This window comes from Nocardia sp. NPDC005998, from assembly GCF_040614395.1.
GTDB lineage: Bacteria > Actinomycetota > Actinomycetes > Mycobacteriales > Mycobacteriaceae > Nocardia.
The window spans coordinates 1-18501 of sequence record NZ_JBEXUI010000052.1; the positions used below are offsets into that span (position 1 = coordinate 1).

At 67.1% G+C, this 18501-nt stretch carries 18 protein-coding genes and 1 pseudogene; 11 read left to right on the forward strand and 8 right to left on the reverse strand.

Going from position 1 to position 18501, the window contains the following annotated elements; all coding sequences use genetic code 11:
- A partial coding sequence (locus tag ABZ293_RS38145; RefSeq protein ID WP_355188933.1) for an AMP-binding protein occupies positions 1-837 on the forward strand: 837 nt, incomplete at its 5' end.
- A 116-nt stretch (positions 838-953) separates the two neighbouring features.
- Complete coding sequence (locus ABZ293_RS38150; protein WP_355188935.1) at positions 954-1898, forward strand: PHB depolymerase family esterase; 945 nt, start codon at positions 954-956, stop codon at positions 1896-1898.
- Here ABZ293_RS38150 and ABZ293_RS38155 read toward each other — a convergent pair.
- Positions 1895-2515, reverse strand: coding sequence for an NAD(P)H-dependent oxidoreductase (locus ABZ293_RS38155; RefSeq protein ID WP_355188937.1), 621 nt, complete (start codon positions 2513-2515; stop codon positions 1895-1897). The genes ABZ293_RS38150 and ABZ293_RS38155 overlap by 4 nt on opposite strands.
- Positions 2512-3411 carry an alpha/beta hydrolase gene (locus tag ABZ293_RS38160; protein WP_355188939.1) on the reverse strand — a complete coding sequence of 300 codons (900 nt, stop codon included), beginning with the start codon at positions 3409-3411 and terminating at the stop codon, positions 2512-2514. The genes ABZ293_RS38155 and ABZ293_RS38160 overlap by 4 nt, the downstream gene beginning before the upstream one ends.
- Before the next feature lie 110 nt (positions 3412-3521).
- Here ABZ293_RS38160 and ABZ293_RS38165 point away from each other — a divergent pair, with 110 nt between their 5' ends.
- The 4 genes from ABZ293_RS38165 (at position 3522) to ABZ293_RS38180 (ending at position 9417) form a co-directional block, all read left to right on the forward strand.
- Positions 3522-7331, forward strand: coding sequence for a BTAD domain-containing putative transcriptional regulator (locus ABZ293_RS38165; protein ID WP_355188941.1), 3810 nt, complete (start codon positions 3522-3524; stop codon positions 7329-7331).
- Positions 7332-7717: 386 nt separating this feature from the next.
- Positions 7718-8374, forward strand: coding sequence for a hypothetical protein (locus tag ABZ293_RS38170; protein WP_355188943.1), 657 nt, complete (start codon positions 7718-7720; stop codon positions 8372-8374).
- Complete coding sequence (locus ABZ293_RS38175; protein ID WP_355188945.1) at positions 8364-8948, forward strand: DUF6529 family protein; 585 nt, start codon at positions 8364-8366, stop codon at positions 8946-8948. The genes ABZ293_RS38170 and ABZ293_RS38175 overlap by 11 nt, the downstream gene beginning before the upstream one ends.
- Positions 8949-8970: 22 nt before the next feature.
- Complete coding sequence (locus ABZ293_RS38180; RefSeq protein ID WP_355188947.1) at positions 8971-9417, forward strand: Rieske (2Fe-2S) protein; 447 nt, start codon at positions 8971-8973, stop codon at positions 9415-9417.
- Positions 9418-9481: 64 nt separating this feature from the next.
- Here the strand turns inward: ABZ293_RS38180 and ABZ293_RS38185 are convergent, their stop codons facing one another.
- Together ABZ293_RS38185 and ABZ293_RS38190 are read right to left on the reverse strand one after the other, a co-directional pair.
- Positions 9482-9949: a VOC family protein gene (locus tag ABZ293_RS38185; RefSeq protein ID WP_355188949.1), complete on the reverse strand. Its 468-nt coding sequence runs from the start codon at positions 9947-9949 to the stop codon at positions 9482-9484.
- A 124-nt stretch (positions 9950-10073) separates the two neighbouring features.
- Complete coding sequence (locus ABZ293_RS38190) at positions 10074-11027, reverse strand: hypothetical protein (RefSeq protein ID WP_355188951.1); 954 nt, start codon at positions 11025-11027, stop codon at positions 10074-10076.
- Positions 11028-11104: 77 nt separating this feature from the next.
- Between ABZ293_RS38190 and lspA the strand changes: the two genes are divergently transcribed.
- From lspA to ABZ293_RS38205, 3 genes are all read left to right on the forward strand, one after another.
- Positions 11105-11809 carry a signal peptidase II gene (gene lspA / locus ABZ293_RS38195; RefSeq protein ID WP_355188994.1) on the forward strand — a complete coding sequence of 235 codons (705 nt, stop codon included), beginning with the start codon at positions 11105-11107 and terminating at the stop codon, positions 11807-11809.
- Positions 11810-11873: 64 nt separating this feature from the next.
- On the forward strand, positions 11874-12800 hold the full coding sequence (locus ABZ293_RS38200; RefSeq protein ID WP_355188953.1) for an RluA family pseudouridine synthase: 927 nt from the start codon (positions 11874-11876) through the stop codon (positions 12798-12800).
- Positions 12793-13458, forward strand: coding sequence for a hypothetical protein (locus ABZ293_RS38205; protein ID WP_355188955.1), 666 nt, complete (start codon positions 12793-12795; stop codon positions 13456-13458). The genes ABZ293_RS38200 and ABZ293_RS38205 overlap by 8 nt, the downstream gene beginning before the upstream one ends.
- A 52-nt stretch (positions 13459-13510) precedes the next feature.
- On the opposite strand, the gene ABZ293_RS38210 is transcribed toward ABZ293_RS38205, so the two are convergent.
- Positions 13511-14329, reverse strand: coding sequence for a PhzF family phenazine biosynthesis protein (locus ABZ293_RS38210; RefSeq protein ID WP_355188957.1), 819 nt, complete (start codon positions 14327-14329; stop codon positions 13511-13513).
- Between the two features lie 79 nt (positions 14330-14408).
- Positions 14409-16832 carry an HAD-IC family P-type ATPase gene (locus tag ABZ293_RS38215; RefSeq protein ID WP_355188959.1) on the reverse strand — a complete coding sequence of 808 codons (2424 nt, stop codon included), beginning with the start codon at positions 16830-16832 and terminating at the stop codon, positions 14409-14411.
- 34 nt (positions 16833-16866) lie between these two features.
- Here ABZ293_RS38215 and rarD point away from each other — a divergent pair, with 34 nt between their 5' ends.
- Together rarD and ABZ293_RS38225 are read left to right on the forward strand one after the other, a co-directional pair.
- Positions 16867-17799 carry an EamA family transporter RarD gene (gene rarD / locus ABZ293_RS38220; protein ID WP_355188961.1) on the forward strand — a complete coding sequence of 311 codons (933 nt, stop codon included), beginning with the start codon at positions 16867-16869 and terminating at the stop codon, positions 17797-17799.
- Between the two features lie 7 nt (positions 17800-17806).
- Positions 17807-18055: pseudogene (locus ABZ293_RS38225) on the forward strand (ADP-ribosylglycohydrolase family protein); the annotation flags it as partial.
- 13 nt (positions 18056-18068) lie between these two features.
- Here ABZ293_RS38225 and ABZ293_RS38230 read toward each other — a convergent pair.
- Positions 18069-18290, reverse strand: a complete 222-nt coding sequence (locus ABZ293_RS38230) for a type II toxin-antitoxin system HicB family antitoxin (RefSeq protein ID WP_355188963.1) — start codon at positions 18288-18290, stop codon at positions 18069-18071.
- A gap of 11 nt (positions 18291-18301) precedes the next feature.
- Positions 18302-18469, reverse strand: coding sequence for a type II toxin-antitoxin system HicA family toxin (locus ABZ293_RS38235; RefSeq protein ID WP_355188965.1), 168 nt, complete (start codon positions 18467-18469; stop codon positions 18302-18304).
- Positions 18470-18501: the final 32 nt, after the last annotated feature.

Sequence of the window (18501 nt, forward strand, 5' to 3'; positions counted from 1 at the left end):
GGCAAGGAGATTCCCGGCGCCCACGATCTGTCCAGCATCCGGCTGCTCGGCAGCGTCGGCGAGCCGATCAATCCGGAGGCCTGGCGCTGGTACCGAGAGGTGCTGGGTGGCAACCGGACTCCGATTGTGGACACCTGGTGGCAAACCGAGACCGGCGCCATCATGATCTCCCCGCTGCCCGGCGTCACCGCCGCCAAACCGGGTGCGGCCATGACACCGCTGCCCGGTATCTCCGCGAAGATCGTCGATGACGACGGCGTCGAACTCGAACACGGCCGTTCCGGACTGCTGGTATTGGATCAGCCGTGGCCCTCGATGCTGCGCGGCATCTGGGGCGATATGGATCGGTTCCGCGAGACCTACTGGGACCGATTCGCCGAGCGCGGTTGGTATTTCGCCGGTGACGGCGCCAAGCTCGACGCCGACGGCGATCTCTGGGTACTGGGCCGCGTCGACGATGTCATGAATGTCTCCGGACACCGGATCTCCACCGCCGAGGTGGAATCCGCGCTCGTCGGACATGCGTCGGTCGCGGAGGCCGCGGTGGTCGGTGCGAACGACGCCACCACCGGTCAGGCCATCGTCGCCTTCGTCATCCTCACCGCGGGTGCGCACAATTCCGGCGATGTGCTGATCGGTAAACTGAAAGCCGCTGTCTCCCAGGAGATCAGCCCCATTGCCCGCCCCAGGGAAATCCATATCGTCCCGGAACTCCCGAAGACCCGCAGCGGCAAGATCATGCGCCGCCTACTCCGCGATATCGCAGAGGGTCGCGAACTCGGCGATACGTCGACCCTCGTCGATCCGAAGGTCTTCGAGGCCATCGCGCGCAGTTAGGCGACGCTCCCGGGCGGACCCGGCCACCGCAATGATGAGGGGGACCGGGTCCGCCCCGCCGCGTCGGCGGACACACGATTGCCGCCGAAGTTCAGCGCCCGGCTAGTATTCCCGACGTGCGAATTGCCGCGACCCGTCTCTGCGCTGTCGTCGGCGCCTTTCTGATCGCCACCACTTCGCTGCTGCTCGGTGCACCGCGCGCACAAGCCCAGATCGATAAACGCTGCTACACCAATGCCGCGGGCACCCGCTGCTACTACCTGCATGTACCGCCGGGCAGCAGTGCGGGTAGGCCGCTGATGGTGTACCTGCACGGCTGCAGCGACCCGCTCACCGACGGCCAGCCGACCGGCTTCTCGCTCACCCGGGTGGCCGACGAAATGGGTTTCGTGCTCGCCTATCCGATCCAGGACCAGGCGGCCAATAAGGAATTCTGCTGGAACTGGGACAAAGCCGAGAACCGCGAACGCGGCCAGGGCGAGCCGTCCATCATCGCGGGCATCACCACCACGCTCATCGATGAATTCCAACTCGATCGCTCGCGCGTCTATCTCGGCGGGTACTCCGCGGGTGGTGCGATGACCACCAATTTGGGCGCCACCTACCCGGACCTCTATGCGGCGATCGCGCCGATGGCCGGTGCGCCCTACCGATCCGAGCTCGGTGGCCAGCTGATCATCGACGCGATGGATACTCGCGCCCGCACGATGCCGACGTATTTTCTACAGTCCCTCTTCGACGAGATCAGCAACTACGTGATCGGCCGCAGCAACCTCGCGCAGTGGCGCGAGGCCGATAACCTCGCGGATCCGGGTTCGGTGCCGACCGTGCCGACGCGTCAGGAGGCTCTCGCCGCCGGACCGGGTCTCCCGATCCCACTCACCGCCGAGCACTACGACAGTCCGCGCGGATGTGAGCTGGCGCAATTCACCACACCGCTGCTCTCCGAGCACGTGATCGGGGCGCGCATCGTTCAGGACGACGGGGGCATCGAGGTCCAGCGCAACCTGATGCGCTTTCTGCTCGCCCACCGCATGCCCGCACCGCACCAGGCCTGCTAGACGACGAAGGCGTCCCGCAGGCGGGCTGCCCGCAAAGCCGTTGCCCACCAGGTGAGTTGGTCCAGCGTGACACCCATCGCCGCATCGAGTTCGGGATCGCGGCGGGGCCAGCTGCCGTCGGCGGCGAAGCGCTGCCATGCCCGCGCGACCGGGACGGTGCGGCGGATCGGGACGGCGTTGAGTTCTCCGAATATCTGGCGCAGCTGGGCGGTGACGCGGCTGCCATCGGAGTCGCGGCCGTAGCTGACGACGGTGACCGGTTTGGCCGCCCATTCCACATCGAACCAGTCGATCGCGTTCTTCAGCGCGGCCGGGAAGCTGCCGTTGTATTCGGGAGTGATGACGATGAAGGCGTCGGCAGCGGCCAGGCGCTGCCCGAGTTCGCGCACCGGCGTGGGAGTCGGCTCGGTCAGCTGATCGGGCAGTCCGGCGGTGGCGAGGTCAATGGTGTCCAGGTCGAGGTCGCGGCGGTGGTGGATACGGCCCGCGACCCATTCGGCAACGGTCGGACCGAAGCGGCCGGTGCGGGTGGAGCCGATGATCATCGCGATGCGCAGGCGCTGATGCGCTACCCCGGACTGCGCATGAGGTAGCGCCCCGATCGCGCGCTCGGTCACGGTGCGGCCTTGATCGGCGCGTCGAGGAATGCCGGAATGATGGACAGCAGCAGGTCGGGGCGGTGTACCAGGGTGATGTGCGAGGTGCCGGGCAGGATCGCCAGCTGTGCGTTCGGCAGGCCCGCCGGGGTGTCGCCCATCGCGCCACCGCCGAAGACGCGGAACATTTCGACGGCATGCTCGGGCCGGATGATGTCGGCGTCACCGACCATCGTCAATGTCGGCGATGTGATCCGGCGGACGGCCTCGACCGGGAAGGTCGGGGTCGCGTTCTTATCCTGTTCGCCGACCTTGGCGACCAACCGCGGGAAGTCCTCGGGGCGAGGCGCATTCGCGAGGTAGTCATTGTGGAACGGTGTGCCGTAAAGCATTTCGGGCTGAATGTCGGCAATGCCCTCCATCAGACCGGGTTTGATGCCGTTCACATCGAGGCTGGCGGCGGCGATGATCTGCTTGCGCACCAGGTCCGGATGGGTGAGCGCGATCTGCAGTGCGACGCCACCGCCCATGCTGTAGCCGAGGATATCGGCGCGCTGCACGCCGATGCTGTGCAGCAGGGCGACGGTATCCTCGGCCATCTGCTCATAGCCCAGCGGGCGGTCGATATCGGCGGTGTGGCCGTGCGCCTGCTGTTCGATCGCGATGACGCGCCGGGTCCTGGACAGTTCCGGGATCAGCTGGCCGAAATCGGTGCCGATGCCCGAGAGCGCGCCGTGCAGTAGGACCAGCGGGGGCTGATCGATGGCGGGGCCGTGCACCTCGTAGTACATGTGCAGGCCGTTGACGTCGGCATAGGCGCCGGGCGCCGGGGCCTTCGCGCTCTCGGATCCGCAGCCGGTGACCAGTGCGGTCACGGTGGCTGCGATGGACGTGGCGATCGCGGTGGTGAGTTTCATATCGGGCTCCCTGGTCGGTGTTCCTGCGTTGTCACCAACTCTGGGCGCGTGGCCTTCCGGTTTGTTTACGGTCCGATTCCGGACAGCGACGCCCCCGCTAAGCTGCGCATATGCGTTTCGGTGTGCTCGGTCCGTTGACGGTGTGGACCGATGCCGGCACCGTGGTGCCGATTCCCGGTGCGAAGGTGCGTGCACTCCTGGCGGATCTGCTGGTCGCGGGTGGTCAGCCGGTGTCGGCGGATCGGCTCGTCGATGACATCTGGGCCGCGGATCCGCCGGGCAATCCGGCGGGCACGCTGGCCGCGAAGGCGTCACAATTACGCAGGGCGCTCGAGGATGCCGAACCCGGCGGACGCGATCTGGTGGTGTCACCGCCGCCCGGGTACCGGCTGGTCGGTACCGAGGTGGACGCGCTGCGATTCCGCTCGCTGATCGCCACGGCGCGTGCCGCCACCGATACGACCGCCCGCGTCGCGGCACTCACCGAGGCGCTGGGATTGTGGCGTGGACCCGCATTCGCCGATTTCCGCGATGCCGAATTCGCCGGACCGGTCATCGCACAGCTCGAGGAGCAGCGCCTGGTCGCGGTCGAGGAGTTGGCCGAGGCACGGCTTTCGCTCGGTGAATATCGTGAGGTCGCTGGCGATCTCGCGGTATTCGTGCGCGAACATCCACTGCGCGAACGACTTCGGGCCGCACTACTGCGTGCACTCTACGGTGCCGGACGCCAGGCCGAGGCGCTGGCGAGCTACGAGGATCTGCGCCGCCATCTCGATGATGAACTCGGTCTGGATCCGAGCCCGGAACTCGTTGCGCTGCAGCGCTCGATCCTCGGTCAGGAGCTGGAGGTCGCCGCGCCGCGACCGGAGCACGTGGTCCGGCGGCGCAGCTCCAATATCCCGGCCCAGCGCACCGCATTGATCGGGCGGGACGAGGAGGTGGCGCGACTGCGCGAGGCGGTATCCGAGACCAGGCTGGTAACGCTGACCGGACCGGGCGGCGTCGGCAAGACCCGCCTGGCGCTGGCGACCGCCGCCGGGCTGAAAGAGCGCTTCCCACACGGCACTTGGCTGATCGAGCTCGCGCCATTGCAGCCGACCTCGACCGACGCCACCTCCTGGCTGGCCGAGGCGGTATCGCAGGTGCTCGGTATCCGCGCCACCGGTGGCGCCGATCCGACGGACCTGCTGTGCGAGGTATTGGCCGATCAGGAATTGCTGCTGGTCCTGGACAATTGCGAACACGTCGTCGACCACGCGGCCGACCTCGCCGAACTGCTACTCGGCGCGGCACCGAAGCTGCACATCCTGGCGACCAGCCGCGAACAATTGCGGCTGCCCGGTGAGGACATCGTCGCGGTCGAACCATTGGCCGTGCCCGCTGCCGATGTCGGGCTCGCCGAAGTCAAAAAGTCCAGTGCTGTAGAGCTTTTCGTCACACGTGCCCGAGCGAGCGACCGCGATTTCAACCTCGACACCGACACCGCCGAATCCGTTGCCATCCTGTGCCGTCGACTCGACGGCATTCCACTGGCCTTGGAACTGGCCGCAACCCGAGTCCGCGCCCTCGGCGTGCACGAAATGGTGGCCCGCCTCGACGACCGTTTCCGCCTGCTGGCCACCGGGCACCGCGGTGCCCCGCCGCGACAGCAGACACTCACCGCCATGATCGACTGGAGCTGGGGGCTGCTCGACGACACCGAACGTACGGTGCTGCGCCGCTTGGCGGTGCACACGGGCAGCTGCACCCTCGATGCCGCCGAAACCGTATGCGCCGCAAACCCAATAGCCACCGCGCACGGCCGCACCGCAGCATTCCCCGCTGGTGGCACCCGATCGCGTGCCGACGGGACCCCGGCAACCGGTCTCGGCTGGGCGAATGGCGGCGGTACCGACGCCGGTCTCGCCCCTCCTGCGCCGAACGACGATCGCGCGGCCAGCACCCGCCCCGCCGAACACGAGGCGACCGGGCCGCACTCGGCCATCCGCGACGCGGGCGCTATCGCCCGCCGGATCGATGTCGACACTACGGCGGATGGCGGTCACACCGCGTTCCCACCGGTCCGGCTGGATCCGGCCACAATCGCCGATGTGGTTGCGCGCCTGGTGGATCGGTCGTTGGTACACACGTCCGGACGGCGGTACCGACTGCTCGAATCGGTAGCGGCGTTCAGTGTGGACCGGCTCGCGGAGGCGGGTGAACTCGAGGCGGTGTACCGCGCGCACCACCTGTACTACCTGCACCTCGCCGAGCAGGCCGAACCCGAACTCTACGGCGCGGACCAGCAACGCTGGCTACGCCGACTCGACAGCGAAAGCGCGAATCTGCGCACCGCACTGGATGGATTCGTGCGCGTGGCGGACGCGGAACACGCCCTGCGCCTGGTCAATGCCCTTGCCTGGTACTGGCTCCTGCGCGGCCGATTCGGGGAAGCGCGCCGCTGGCTCGCCGCCGCCCTGGCATTGTCCGACTCCGGCCAGAGGAATTCGGCGCCGAGCAGTTCAGTGCAGAGGAATCCGGTCAAGAGCGGTTCACCCCAAGGCAATACGGCGCAAAGAGCTTCGGCGCAGGACATTGCGGGGCAGAACGACACGCCCAAGAGCGGTGCGCCCCAGGATGATTCGGAGCAGAGCGGTTCGGCGCACGGCAATGCAGCCCAGGGCAGCGGTTCGCCCCACAGCGACTTGGCTGGCGGGGACTCAGCCCCGCACGATTCAGCGCAGCTCGATTCGCGCCAGAACGATTCGCGCAAGGGCGAGTCGCCCCAGAGCAGTTCGGCCGAATTGCGGGCCCGCGCACTGGCGTGGGATCTCGGGTTCGCCTTCCAGCAGGGTGAATTCGCCGATGGGGCGGCGCGGCGGGCGGAGGTGTTCGCCGCCTTCGATAGCGTCGACAATCCGGTGGGGCGCGCGCGGGCGGCATTGTTCGTTGCCTTCTCCGCCTTGGAATCCGGTGATCTCCCCGAGCTGGAGGCGGTCATCGAACAGGCGCTGCCGGTCGGTGCACAGCTCGGTGACCGGTGGGCCGTCGCGACCGCGCATGTGGCGCTGGCCAAGGCGGCGCACAGCCGCGTCGACCTGCCCGCCTTGGCGCGGCATGCCCGCGCAGCCGCCCACATCTTCGCCGAAATCGATGACCGCTGGGGTCGCCTGCAGGCGGCCGAATGGCTCGGCGGGCTGGCCGAATTGACCGGCGATCTGCGCGGCGCGATGGAAATCCACACCGACGCACTGGGGTTGGCGCAGGAATTGGAGCTGTGGGGGCAGGTCTGCACCCATCTGTGCTGGCTCGGCTGGATCTGCATGCAGCACACCGAATTCAACCGCGCCGCGGCCCTCGCCGACCAGGCGTTGCGCGTCGCCGCCGAACACGGTTACGCTCCCGGTCGCCTGTTCGCCTCCATCGTTGCGGCCTGCACGGCCCGTCGCGACGGCAATCCGGACCTGGCCGAACGCATCCTGCGCGAACTGCTGGAGTCGACCCCCACCAGCGACGCGGAAACACCCCTGTTCCTGCCCATGCTCCAGGTCGAACTCGGCTACGTCCTCGAACAACGCGACCCGACCGCCGCCCTCGCCCTGCACCTGTCCGCCCTCGACGGCGCCCAGCGCATCGCCGCTCCCCGCGACACCACCTTCGCCATCGCCGCCCTGGCCGCCGCGACCACCGAACTGGGCGAATACGAAACCGCCGCAACCCTCTTGGGCACCTCCGAGGCCGTACGCATCACCAACGGCATCCCCCTGCTGCCAGCCGAACGCCACGACATCGACCGACCCACCACCAAAATCATTGCCGCCCTGGGTGATTCAGCCTTTACCGCAGCCCACGCCGCCGGTGCCGACCTGACTCCAGCGCAAGCGAGAGACCTCGCCGCCGCGATCACCAGCATGACAGCGACACCTCAGCCCGGCCGGTGACATCCTCTGCGCACTGAACGCCGCCACCGATTCCAGCAGTCGGTACCGCCGTCCGGACGCGTGTACCAGCGACCGATCCACCAGGCGCGCAACCACATCGGCGATTGTGGCCGGATCCACCGGACCTCCGCACACCGCGGTTTCCACGCTCCGACCGCCGATGCTGGTACCGCTCGGCAGTCGCGGTCCGCGGATTCCGACAGCATCTGACCGCAACGGATTCGCCCTGATAGCAGGCTCACCTCACTGACCGATCAGTAAGAACCGACACGCTCGGTGACACGCCGCTCGACGATTGCCGCGGATGCCGGTTTGAACCGCTGGGTGGGTCTGCCACGTAGACAATTCGAACAGCGGCACCTGCGGCCGCTCATCGAGGAGACCCTATGAAACGACTGGGACCGTGGCTCACGCTGGCGGCAGTGGCCGTACTCGGCCTCATCGTGTTGGTCATCAATATGTCCAAGGACACCGAACCGTCGACGGCCAAGACGAACACGGCGGCAACCACCACCGCACCCACGACGCAGGCACCGCCTAGCACCACGACGCCCGCGGCCGCGCCCTTCCCGGCCAAGGCCGACTACGTGGGCAAGATCCCGCTCGCCTCCGGCGGCACCGTCACGCTGGAGATCACCGTCGCGGGCGATAAGGCCATCGCCTACGCCTGTGACGGCAAAGCGATCGAATCCTGGCTACGTGGCAGCACGACGAATGGGTCATTGCAGCTCACCGGCAAGGACGACGCCACATTGACCGGCACCTTCGACGGCAAGTCGGTGCAGGGCACCCTCTGGATCGGCGGCAAGCAGTGGAACTACACCGCTAACCCGGTACAGCCGCCCGCCGGGCTCTATATCTACAGCGAGGCCGGGACTCGCCAGAGCTGGATCGTCGACGCCAACGGCGGGGTCACCGGCGTGCAGCGCAATCCGGACGGCTCCACCGCACCGGCGGTCACCCTCGCGCCCGATGCGACGGCCGTCGTCAATGGCAAGAAGATCACGGCGAACAAGATAAGTGGTGGTGACAGTGTCGGCTGATCGGGAAGCGCCGACGATCCGGGCGAATCCGAGCCGGGCATCGGCGGCGGCCATCGTCCTACCGCTGCTCGTCGGCGCGGCGATATCGGTACTGCTCGGCGTATACGCGAAACAGCATGAGCCACGGTTCTTTTCGATCAATGTGGCCGGATTCTCCAGTCCAGTTGCGGTGAAGACCTGGCTGGCCACCCTCGCCACCGCGCTCGCGCTGTTCCAATTCCTTTCGGCGCTGGCCATGTACGGCAAACTCGACGCGCTCTTCGCCAAGACCCCGTCGTGGATCGCCGCCGCCCATGTGTGGTCCGGCCGCCTGGCCGTACTCGTCACCGTTCCGGTCGCCGTGCACTGCCTGTACGCATTGGGTTTTCAAGACTACGAGAACCGCGTGCTCATCCATTCCCTGCTCGGCTGCTTCTTTTACGGCGCGTTCGTCGCCAAGATGCTGCTGCTGACCCGAAAGGGCCTGCCCGGCTGGATGATTCCCGCCGCCGGCGGTCTGGTGCTGACCGGACTGACCGGGCTGTGGCTCACCTCGGCCCTGTGGTTCTTCCAGCACAACGGCATCACGTTCTGAATCTTTCTGATCGGAGTTCGCTATGACCAGCAATGATCCCCATCTCAACCGCCGCACCGTCGTGATCGCGGGTGCGAGCGCCGCAGCCGCCGCGGCCGCGCTCACCGCGTGCACCACCTACGGCAAGGCAAACACGCCCCAAGCACCCGCACCCGCCGCGGGACCGCCCGGACAGAAAGCACCCGCCGGGCAAAATGCGATCGCGGCCACCTCCGAGGTGCCGGTCGGCGGTGGTGTGATCAAGGGCGATGTGGTGGTGACCCAGCCCACTGCCGGTTCATTCGTCGGCTTGGACTCGACCTGTACGCATGCGGGCTGCAAGGTCGCCAATGTATCCGGCGGCACTATCAACTGCGCCTGCCACGGCAGCAAATTCGGCCTCGACGGCTCGGTGGTCAACGGTCCGGCCACCCGGCCACTCGCCCCGAAATCGGTGCACGTCGAGGGCGACTCGATCGCGCTCGGGTAGGTCCTCGCACCTCGAGTCCGGCCGCGCGGCATATGTCCGCGCGGCCTACCAGCCCGGGCAAAAGTCAGACGCCGCCGAACAGTTCGGCCATCCGCCGGTCCATCTCGTCCGGCGGAACATCTTCGACATGGGTGGCCACGGTCCAGCGGTGACCCCACGGATCCTCGAACGCACCACTGCGATCACCGTAGAACTGAGTGGTCATGGGGGTGAGTTCCTTGGCGCCCGCGGCGAGGGCTGCGGCGAAGGCGGCATCGGCGTCCTGGACGTAGACATACAGGTTGACCGGTGTGCCGCCGACCGTCTTCGGGTCGAGGAAATCCATATCGGGAGCCGGATCGCCGACCATGACGAGCGAATTGCCGAACATGAGTTCGCAGTGCGCGACCTTGCCCTCCGGTCCCGGCACGCGCATCCGCTCCGATGCGCCGAAGATGCGCTTGTAGAAATCTATGGCTGCGGCCGCGCCATCAATCGCCAGCCCGGGCGAGACCACCGGATATCCGTCAGGGATCGGTTTGACATCGGACATGGAATACCTCCGATCGAGGCGTTTGTCGGACAGGTGCGAGCCTATTCCTCGAATCCGACAAAGAGGCCTGGATCGGCGCTTTGATCCCCCGACCTGCGGCTGCTGCGCAAACCGGAGGCCGCGCTCATTCGTTCCAGGTGACCTGCGTATTGATCGTCTGCTGCAGCATGCTCGCGCTGCGCGGATCGCGGTAGGCCTGATGCCCGCCGACGGTGATGGATCCGGCCACCGGCAGTGGCAAGCCGAGGTCGACGGTGATCGTGCCCGCGCCCTGCATGACGTAATCCTTGATGTCGAGCGTGCCCGCGTTATTGGGCAGCGTCCACACCGGCGACTTCGGCTGCTGGGTCACCTCGAGTTCGATGGTCAGCCGGTCGCCGTCGCGCTTGGTCAGCGTCGCGGTGGTCACCTGGTCGAGCGCGACACCCCCGTCGACCTCTTGGCGCACCGTCCACACAGCGCCCTCGCCGACGGGCTGGTCGGGAAAGGTGATCGAACGGTAGACCGCCTGATAGAAGGCCTGTTCCAGGGCCGCGCGGGCGGAATTGGAGGTGTCCGGCGACGGGGCGAGCCGCAGCGCCGTGATCGCACCGAGGTCGCTCATATCGAATCCAGCGTGCGATCCACCGGCGGCCGTGAGCGCCTTGGCCAGCGACGGATCCGGGGTGGAGATGGTGCCGAGGGTCAGTTCGACACCGTCGGCATCGGTCTGCGCCGTCATCGGAATCGTCAGCGCTGGCGAGGAGAAGTCGCTCGGCGGCTGATCATTGATCTGCTGCTCGATGTGATGATCGGTGCGCAACGTCACCTGCTGCACCGTGCCCACCGGATAGCCGGGACGCAGCAGCGACCGCGGCTCCTCTCCCGTCGAGATGACGGTGGCGACCGCGGCCGAGATCGGCACGGTCACTTCCTTTCCGATGCCGAGCGGCTCGGTGCTGTCGGTTTCCACGCGCGCATCGGAGCCGTCACTACAGCCGACGCCGAACGCGGACAGTCCGACCGCGAGCACCATCAACAACACACCCGAGCGCGCCATTCGGGGTATGTGGGGGGAAGACAATGCCGTCACGAGCATCAGAGTACGACCGCTTCCTGAGTGTCAGCTGGGACATGCAGGTGACCGCGTGCGCAGGGCAGGTCGTCGCTCGAGAGATGATGGTCGACGTGAGTGATGACCGGCCGTCCGAGGACAACACCGCCAATGGGGCGGTGCCGCCCAGCGACGAGACAGAAACACCGACGCCAACCGCTGATTCCGGGAAGGCCGCCGCACCGCTGCGGCTACCCACGCTATTGATCATCGCCGCGGTATTGCTCGGTTTGGACCTGCTCACCAAGACCATCGTCGTCGCGAAGCTCACCCCGGGCGATCCGGTGCCGATCATCGGCGATTTCGCGCGGCTGTCGCTGGTGCGCAACCCGGGCGCGGCGTTCTCCATGGCGACCGGCATGACCTGGCTGCTGACCCTGGTCGCCGCGGCCGTCGTGATCGGCGTGATCCGCATCGGCCGCACGCTGCGCTCGCTGTGGTGGGCGATCGGCCTCGGCATGGTGCTCGGCGGCGCGCTCGGCAATCTGGTCGACCGGTTGTTCCGTGCGCCGGGTCCGCTGCAGGGCCATGTGGTGGACTTCATCGCGGTCGGCTGGTGGCCGGTGTTCAACCTGGCCGACTCCTCGATCGTCTGCGGCGCGATCCTTTTGGTGGTGCTGACGGTCTTCGGTTTCGAGCCCGACGGCTCACGCACCGGACACGGCCGCTCCGAGGAGGCCGCGACCGAGACCGCCACGACCTCCGAGGACGAACCGTCGGACAATGGCGCCAACGGTACGGCCAGCAGCAAGGGGACGGCGGCATGAGCGAGCGAATCATGTCACAGCGGGCATCGCTGATGCCGGTACCGAGCGCCCGCGAGGTGGCGGCATGAGGGAAACGCGGACCATGCCCGTACCCGACGGGCTCGACGGCATGCGCGTGGACGCCGGCCTGTCCCGACTGCTCGGCCTGTCCCGCACCGCCGTTGCCACCCTGGCCGAGGAGGGTTCTGTGCAGCTCGACGGCGTCGCCGCGGGCAAATCGGATCGCCTGGTCGCGGGCGCCTGGCTCGAGGTCGAGTTTCCGGAACCCAAGCGCGAACTCACCATCGATGCGGTCCCGGTGGAGGGGATGAAAATCCTCTACGCCGACGATGACATCGTCGCGGTGGACAAACCCGTCGGCGTCGCGGCGCATACCGGCGTCGGCTGGACCGGTCCGACGGTGGTCGGCGGACTGGCCGCGGCGGGCTACCGCATCTCGACCTCGGGTGCGCACGAACGGCAGGGCATCGTGCACCGGCTCGATGTCGGCACCTCCGGTGTGATGGTGGTCGCGCAGTCCGAGCACGCGTATACGGTGCTCAAGCGGGCATTCAAGCAGCGCACCGTCGATAAGCGGTATCACGCACTGGTGCAGGGACATCCGGATCCGAGCAGCGGCACCATCGACGCGCCGATCGGCCGGGCCCGTGGTGACGCCTGGAAGTTCGCGGTAACCGCGGACGGGCGACCGAGCATTACCCACTACGACACCGTCGAGGCCTTTCAGGCCGCGAGTCTGCTCGATATTCATCTGGAAACCGGTCGTACCCACCAGATCCGCGTGCACTTCTCCGCGATCCGGCATCCATGCTGTGGTGATCTCACCTATGGTGCGGATCCGCGGTTGGCGGAGCGGCTCGGCCTGGAACGGCAATGGCTGCACGCGCGTTCGCTCGGGTTCAACCATCCGGTCGACGGCCACTACCTGGAGATCACCAGCGAGTATCCGGACGATCTGAAGCACGCGCTCGACGTGCTGCGCAATGCCTGACTCGATGCTCTTGCGCCGCATCGCGATCGCCATTGCGGCGGTCGGGTTCGCGGTGCTCATCGTGCTGCTCGGCGCGCTGAACCCGCCACGTCCATCGGGCATCTCCACCGACCGGCTCGGCCCCGAACGGGGCGAGCCGGTCGCGGATTATCTTGCGCGGGCTCGGGATTCGCTCTCCGGCCCGGACACCAGTGATCATTGGGCACTGGTCTCGTTCACCGAACCGCTCACCCCCAACCAGATTCCGGCACACAGCGGCGGTCTGCGCATCGCCGCGGCCAGCCACCACGTGTCGATCCCCCGCGTGCACACCCCGATCGTCACGGTCCAACTCCCCGCTGGCAATTCCGTCGCGGTCGCCTCCGCCGATAACGCCGCCTGGCAGTTGCTGGCCGAACACCCCGCCGACGAGCGCACCAGCCGCATCACCGCGGTATCGGTGGCCCGCCTGCGCGCCGGATGCGCATGCACCGTCGGTCTCGTGGTTCGTGGCCGACTCTCGGAACTCCGAAATCTGGCCGCCCAGAATGGGATCCGCGCTGTCCAGGCGCTACCCCCAGACGCGGTCGCCACCAGCTTCGCCATCGTCCCGCTACTGCCCGAGTACCAGGACCTCGCCCTGCCCGGTCCGGACGACGGCGCGGTACCGGATCAGTAGTCATGGTGTCACTTATCGGTGCAGTAGGCGAGGCGCATCGACTCCGCCGACTTCAATCCGGCAGTGTCACAACACCATCCAGGTACCGACGGCACCGTCCGATGAGCAGCACCCGGTCGCCGGCGAGTTCACAGCGCAGGCTGCCGCCGCGCCGGGACAGCTGACGCGCACTGAGTCGGGTACGACCGAATTCGCGGCTCCACAGCGGAACCAGCTGGGCATGTGCCGATCCCGTGACCGGATCCTCGACCACACCGAGGTCCGGTCCGAAGACCCGGGAGACGAAGTCGACGGTGTCGCCGGGCGCGGTGATCACGGCGTCGAAGGCGAGCGGCGGGAAGGCCGCGAAATTCGGCCGCGCCGCGCGCACCTCACGTTCGGAGCCGAGCACGATCACCTCGTCGAATCCGGTGTATGCGCGCACCGGGCGCACACCGAGCGCGTCCACCAGTGCGGGATCGGGCGTGACCTCCTTGGATTCCAAGGCGGGCAGGTCGAGTATGTATTCGTCGTCATCGGTGCGGTCGACATGCAGCCAGCCGCTGCGCGTGAAGAAGCTCACCCGATCCTCGCCCGGGTGAATATCCTCGAGGATCTGCGCGGCCGTGGCCATGGTGGCGTGGCCGCACATGTCCACCTCCATCGTCGGGGTGAACCAGCGCAGGTGGCAGGCGGGCCATTCCCCCGGTGGCCCGCCCGCCTCGACGGGTAATTGGAAGGTGTAGAAGGCGGTCTCGGCGAGGTTGTTCTCCTCGGCCAGCTGTTGCAGCAGCTCGTCCGGCAGCCAGGTGGGCAGCGGCATGACCGCGGCTGGGTTGCCGGAGAACGGTGCGTCGGCGAACGCGTCGATCTGGTGCAGCAATACCTCCATAGTCGAGAAGGTACTCCAACCCCGAATGATCGCTTCGCACAAGGTATCTCGCAGCGCGGCGAGTCACCCGTCCAGCTGTTCAGGCACCCCCGCCCGGTGAGCTCGGAAGTAGCGAGTGCTTCTCGCCGCGACCAGCGGCGGCGATCCACCACGCGGCCTCGACGAGCACGATGCCGACCGCCCCGCAGATGAACGCCGCGGTGGTGAGCCCGACATTCGACGGGTCGAGTTTGAAGAAATGCCTGGTGAACGGAATTGTGAACAACAGCACATAGGCGAGGATCGAGGCGCCGATCAGCACCACCTTCCACCACACATACGGCCGCGCGACGATGGCGAGCACCCACACCGCGATCATGATCAGCGTGATCAGCGCCGTGGTGCCCGCCTGCTCCTTCTGCTCCGGGGTGGCATGCGGCCCCGCGTAGGCGATCAGGTAGGCGACGAAAGTGGCGACGCCGATCACCACACCGGACGGAATCGCCAAACGCATAACGCGTGAGACGAATCCGGAACGGGCGCGTTCATTGTTCGGAGCCAGCGACAGGATGAAGGCCGGGATGCCGATGGTGAACCAGGCCGCAATCGTGACATGCCGCGGCAGGAACGGATATCCGATCGGATCGTAATCGAAGATCTGCGAGCCGATACCGGCGATACCGACCAGGAAGGCGAGCAGTACCGAGTACACGGTCTTGGTGAGGAACAGATTCGAGACCCGCTCGATATTGCCGATCACCCGGCGGCCCTCACCGACCACATACGGCAGCGTAGCGAATTTGTTGTCCAGCAGGACGATCTGCGCGACCGCGCGGGTGGCCGGACTGCCCGAGCCCATCGCCACGCCGATATCGGAATCCTTCAGCGCCAGTACATCGTTCACACCGTCACCGGTCATAGCGACGGTGTGATCGCGCGATTGCAAGGCGGCCACCATGGCCCGCTTCTGATCCGGACGCACCCGGCCGAAGGTGGTCTCGTGCTCCAGCACATCGGCGAGCGCGTCACGGTCCTCGGGCAATTCGCGGGCGTCGACCGGATGATCGCCGCCGGGCAGATCCAGCGAGGACGCCACCGCGCCGACCGAGACGGCATTGTCGCCGGAGATCACCTTGATCGAAACCTGTTGGCTGGCGAAGTAATCCAGGGTTTCTCGGGCATCGGGACGCACCTTCTGCTCGAGTACGACGAGCGCGGCGGGATCAACGGTGCCGGGAGCATCGGCGGCATCGACGGGACGGTCGCTGCGCGCCAGCAGCAGAATCCGCAGACCCGACGAGCCGAGTTCCTCTGCGATGCGGGCGTCTTCGGAGCTCGGATCGAGCAGCACGTCGGGCGCACCGAGCAGCCAGTCGCCGTGCTCGCCATAGGAGAAACCGCTCCACTTCTTCGCCGAGGAGAACGGCGCGACCGCGGTGTGCTGCCAATCCGGCTTATCGGTCAGCTCCTCGCCGATCGCCTGCACGCTCGCATTCGGGCGCGGATCGTCGGCCGCCATGGCCGCCAGGGCCCGGCGCACCTCGGCGTCGTCGAATGAGCCGAGCGTCTTGATATCCGACAGGCGCATCCCGTTCTCGGTGAGTGTGCCGGTCTTGTCCGCACAGACCACGTCCACCCGGGCCAGCCCCTCGATGGCGGGCAATTCCTGGACCAGACATTGGCGCCGGCCGAGTCGCACGACGCCGACCGCGAACGCGACCGAGGTCATCAACACCAGCCCCTCGGGCACCATCGGCACCAGTGCCGCGACCATGCCGGTCACCGCGGGCTGCCAGGACTCCTTACTGGAGAACAGCTGGTTGTAGATGCTCAGCAGACCGGCCGGGATCAGCAGGTAGGTGATGACCTTGAGGATGGTGTCGATACCGCTGCGCAGCTCGGACTTCACCAGCGTGAACTTGCTGGCCTCCGCGGCCAGTTGGGCCGCGTAGGCGTCCTTGCCGACCTTGGTCGCGCGGTAGGCGCCGGAACCGGAGACGACATAGCTGCCGGACATCACCGCCGCGCCGACCGGCTTGTCCACCGGATCGGCCTCACCGGTGAGCAGCGATTCGTCGACCTCGAGCAGGGCGGATTCCTCGACGGCGCCATCGACGACGATCTGATCGCCGGGACCGAGCTCGATCAGATCGTCGAGTACGACCTCATTCGGCATGACCTCCTGCGCCTTGCCGTCGCGGCGCACGGTCGGCTTGGCCTGGCCGACAATGGCCAGCTGGTCCAGGGTGCGCTTGGCGCGGATCTCCTGGATGATGCCGACCGCGCTATTGGCGACGATCAGCAGACCGAACATGCCGTCGATGATCGAACCGGTCGCGAGCACCAGGATGAACAGCACGCCCAGGATGGCGTTGATCCTGGTGAAGACGTTGGCACGGACGATATCGCGCACGGATCGGCTGGCCCGGTCCGGCACATCGTTGGTGCGCCCGTCGCGGCGACGCTGCTCGACCTCCGCCGCGGTCAGCCCGGTGACGGCCGTCTTTGACACGGTTATCGACATGACCGCAAGGCTACCGAGAACTACCGTCGGCAGGATGCAGCGAAGCGGAACAGTCCCCGGCGTAGTGTTCGGTACCGGCGCCTTTTTGATCTGGGGCATGTTCCCCGCATACTTCGGGCTACTGTCCTTCGCCGACCCGGCCGAGGTGGTGGCGCAGCGAATCTTGTGGACCGTGCTGCTGGTGCTGGTCGTGCTCGCGGTGACCGGCCAGCTGGGTGGGCTGCGTGGGATCGGCGCGCGGACCTGGCGGATGGCCGCGGTGGCCATCGCCGCGCTATCGATCAACTGGGGCGTGTACGTCTACGGCGTCACCTCCGAACATGTGGTGGAGTGCGCGCTCGGCTATTTCATCAATCCACTGGTGACCGTGGCATTCGGTGTGCTGATCTTCCGTGAGCACCTGGCCAGGGCGCAGTGGGCGGCGCTCGGACTCGGTGCGCTGGCGGTCGTGGTGCTCACCGTCGACTACGGCAGGCCGCCGCTCATCGCGTTGGCACTGGCCTGCTCATTCGCCACCTATGGGCTGGTGAAAAAGGTGATGCCGCTGGACGCGCTGCACGGCATCGCTGCCGAGGGGTTGGTGGCCGCGCCGTTCGCATTGGCCTTCGTGATCGTGTTCGCGGTGACCGGTCGCAGTGAATTCGCCAGCGGCATAGGACATTCCGGATTGATGATCTCGACCGGTCCGGTCACCCTGTTGCCATTGCTGCTGTTCGCCGTTGCCGCTCAACGGGTTCCGCTCTCGACCATGGGACTGCTGCAGTACCTCACTCCGGCGCTCCAGATGGCCTGGGGCGTGGCCGTCGCGCATGAGTCCATGCCCGCGTCGCGGTGGGCCGGATTCGCGCTCATCTGGGCCGCACTGGCGATCTTCACCGCCGATGCGCTGGTGCGTGGGCGGCGGCGCGGGCGGCCGGGCGCCGGGGCCGCCGAACCCGAACCGTCGACTTTCGCAGATCGCGACTGACCGGCTCTGGTGGGCCATCACCACCGCCGACGCCGCCGGCCCCGAGCACCTCCCCCGCGCTCTCGAACTCTGCGTCCGCGCGGGCGGGGACACCGATACCACCGCCGCCATCGCGGGCGGCCTGCTCGGCGCCCGCTGGGGCGCCACCGCCATTCCCGCCCCTTGGCGCGAAATCCTGCACGGCTACCTGGGCTTCACCGCCGATGACCTGGCCGCCCTCGCTACCCGAATCGCCACCGACAGCGTCAACCATTAGCCGCGAATCGACCTCATGCGGCCGTCGTGAAGGTCGTCGCGGCCACGGTATTCGGATGCGGGATCGGCTTGCCATCCTCGCGCAAACCCGCGAGATGGAACTCGATCGCCTCGATCATGAGTCGCAGACATTCATCCTGCTCGTCCGCCACCGCGACACAGCCGGGCAGATCTGGGCTATAGGCACCATAGCCACCGGTCTCGCCACGCTCGATGATGATCGCGTAAGTACTCACTGTCATCTCCATCAGATCCCCGCCTGCCTGCGGATACTGCGCTCGGTACCGATCGGGATGTCGGCACTGAGCTTACCTGCGACTGTTACCGCGCCCAGCTTCGTCGGGTGCCGCAATTGCCGATGGCTGCCCTTCATACGCACCACGCACCATCCGTCCGCCTCCAGTATTTCCAGCATCTGCCGAACCTTCAGCGGCATCGCAGTACCCC

Excerpts from the sequence above, each read along its gene's own strand:
- ABZ293_RS38205 (WP_355188955.1), top strand. The coding sequence starts at position 12,793 with ATGCCTGACTCGATGCTCTTGCGCCGCATCGCGATCGCCATTGCGGCG.
- ABZ293_RS38235 (WP_355188965.1), bottom strand. The coding sequence starts at position 18,469 with ATGCTGGAAATACTGGAGGCGGACGGATGGTGCGTGGTGCGTATGAAG.
- ABZ293_RS38180 (WP_355188947.1), top strand. The coding sequence starts at position 8,971 with ATGACCAGCAATGATCCCCATCTCAACCGCCGCACCGTCGTGATCGCG.
- rarD (WP_355188961.1), top strand. The coding sequence starts at position 16,867 with ATGCAGCGAAGCGGAACAGTCCCCGGCGTAGTGTTCGGTACCGGCGCC.
- ABZ293_RS38210 (WP_355188957.1), bottom strand. The coding sequence starts at position 14,329 with ATGGAGGTATTGCTGCACCAGATCGACGCGTTCGCCGACGCACCGTTC.
- ABZ293_RS38165 (WP_355188941.1), top strand. The coding sequence starts at position 3,522 with ATGCGTTTCGGTGTGCTCGGTCCGTTGACGGTGTGGACCGATGCCGGC.
- ABZ293_RS38170 (WP_355188943.1), top strand. The coding sequence starts at position 7,718 with ATGAAACGACTGGGACCGTGGCTCACGCTGGCGGCAGTGGCCGTACTC.
- ABZ293_RS38215 (WP_355188959.1), bottom strand. The coding sequence starts at position 16,832 with ATGTCGATAACCGTGTCAAAGACGGCCGTCACCGGGCTGACCGCGGCG.
- ABZ293_RS38185 (WP_355188949.1), bottom strand. The coding sequence starts at position 9,949 with ATGTCCGATGTCAAACCGATCCCTGACGGATATCCGGTGGTCTCGCCC.
- ABZ293_RS38160 (WP_355188939.1), bottom strand. The coding sequence starts at position 3,411 with ATGAAACTCACCACCGCGATCGCCACGTCCATCGCAGCCACCGTGACC.
- ABZ293_RS38200 (WP_355188953.1), top strand. The coding sequence starts at position 11,874 with ATGAGGGAAACGCGGACCATGCCCGTACCCGACGGGCTCGACGGCATG.
- lspA (WP_355188994.1), top strand. The coding sequence starts at position 11,105 with ATGATGGTCGACGTGAGTGATGACCGGCCGTCCGAGGACAACACCGCC.
- ABZ293_RS38190 (WP_355188951.1), bottom strand. The coding sequence starts at position 11,027 with ATGCTCGTGACGGCATTGTCTTCCCCCCACATACCCCGAATGGCGCGC.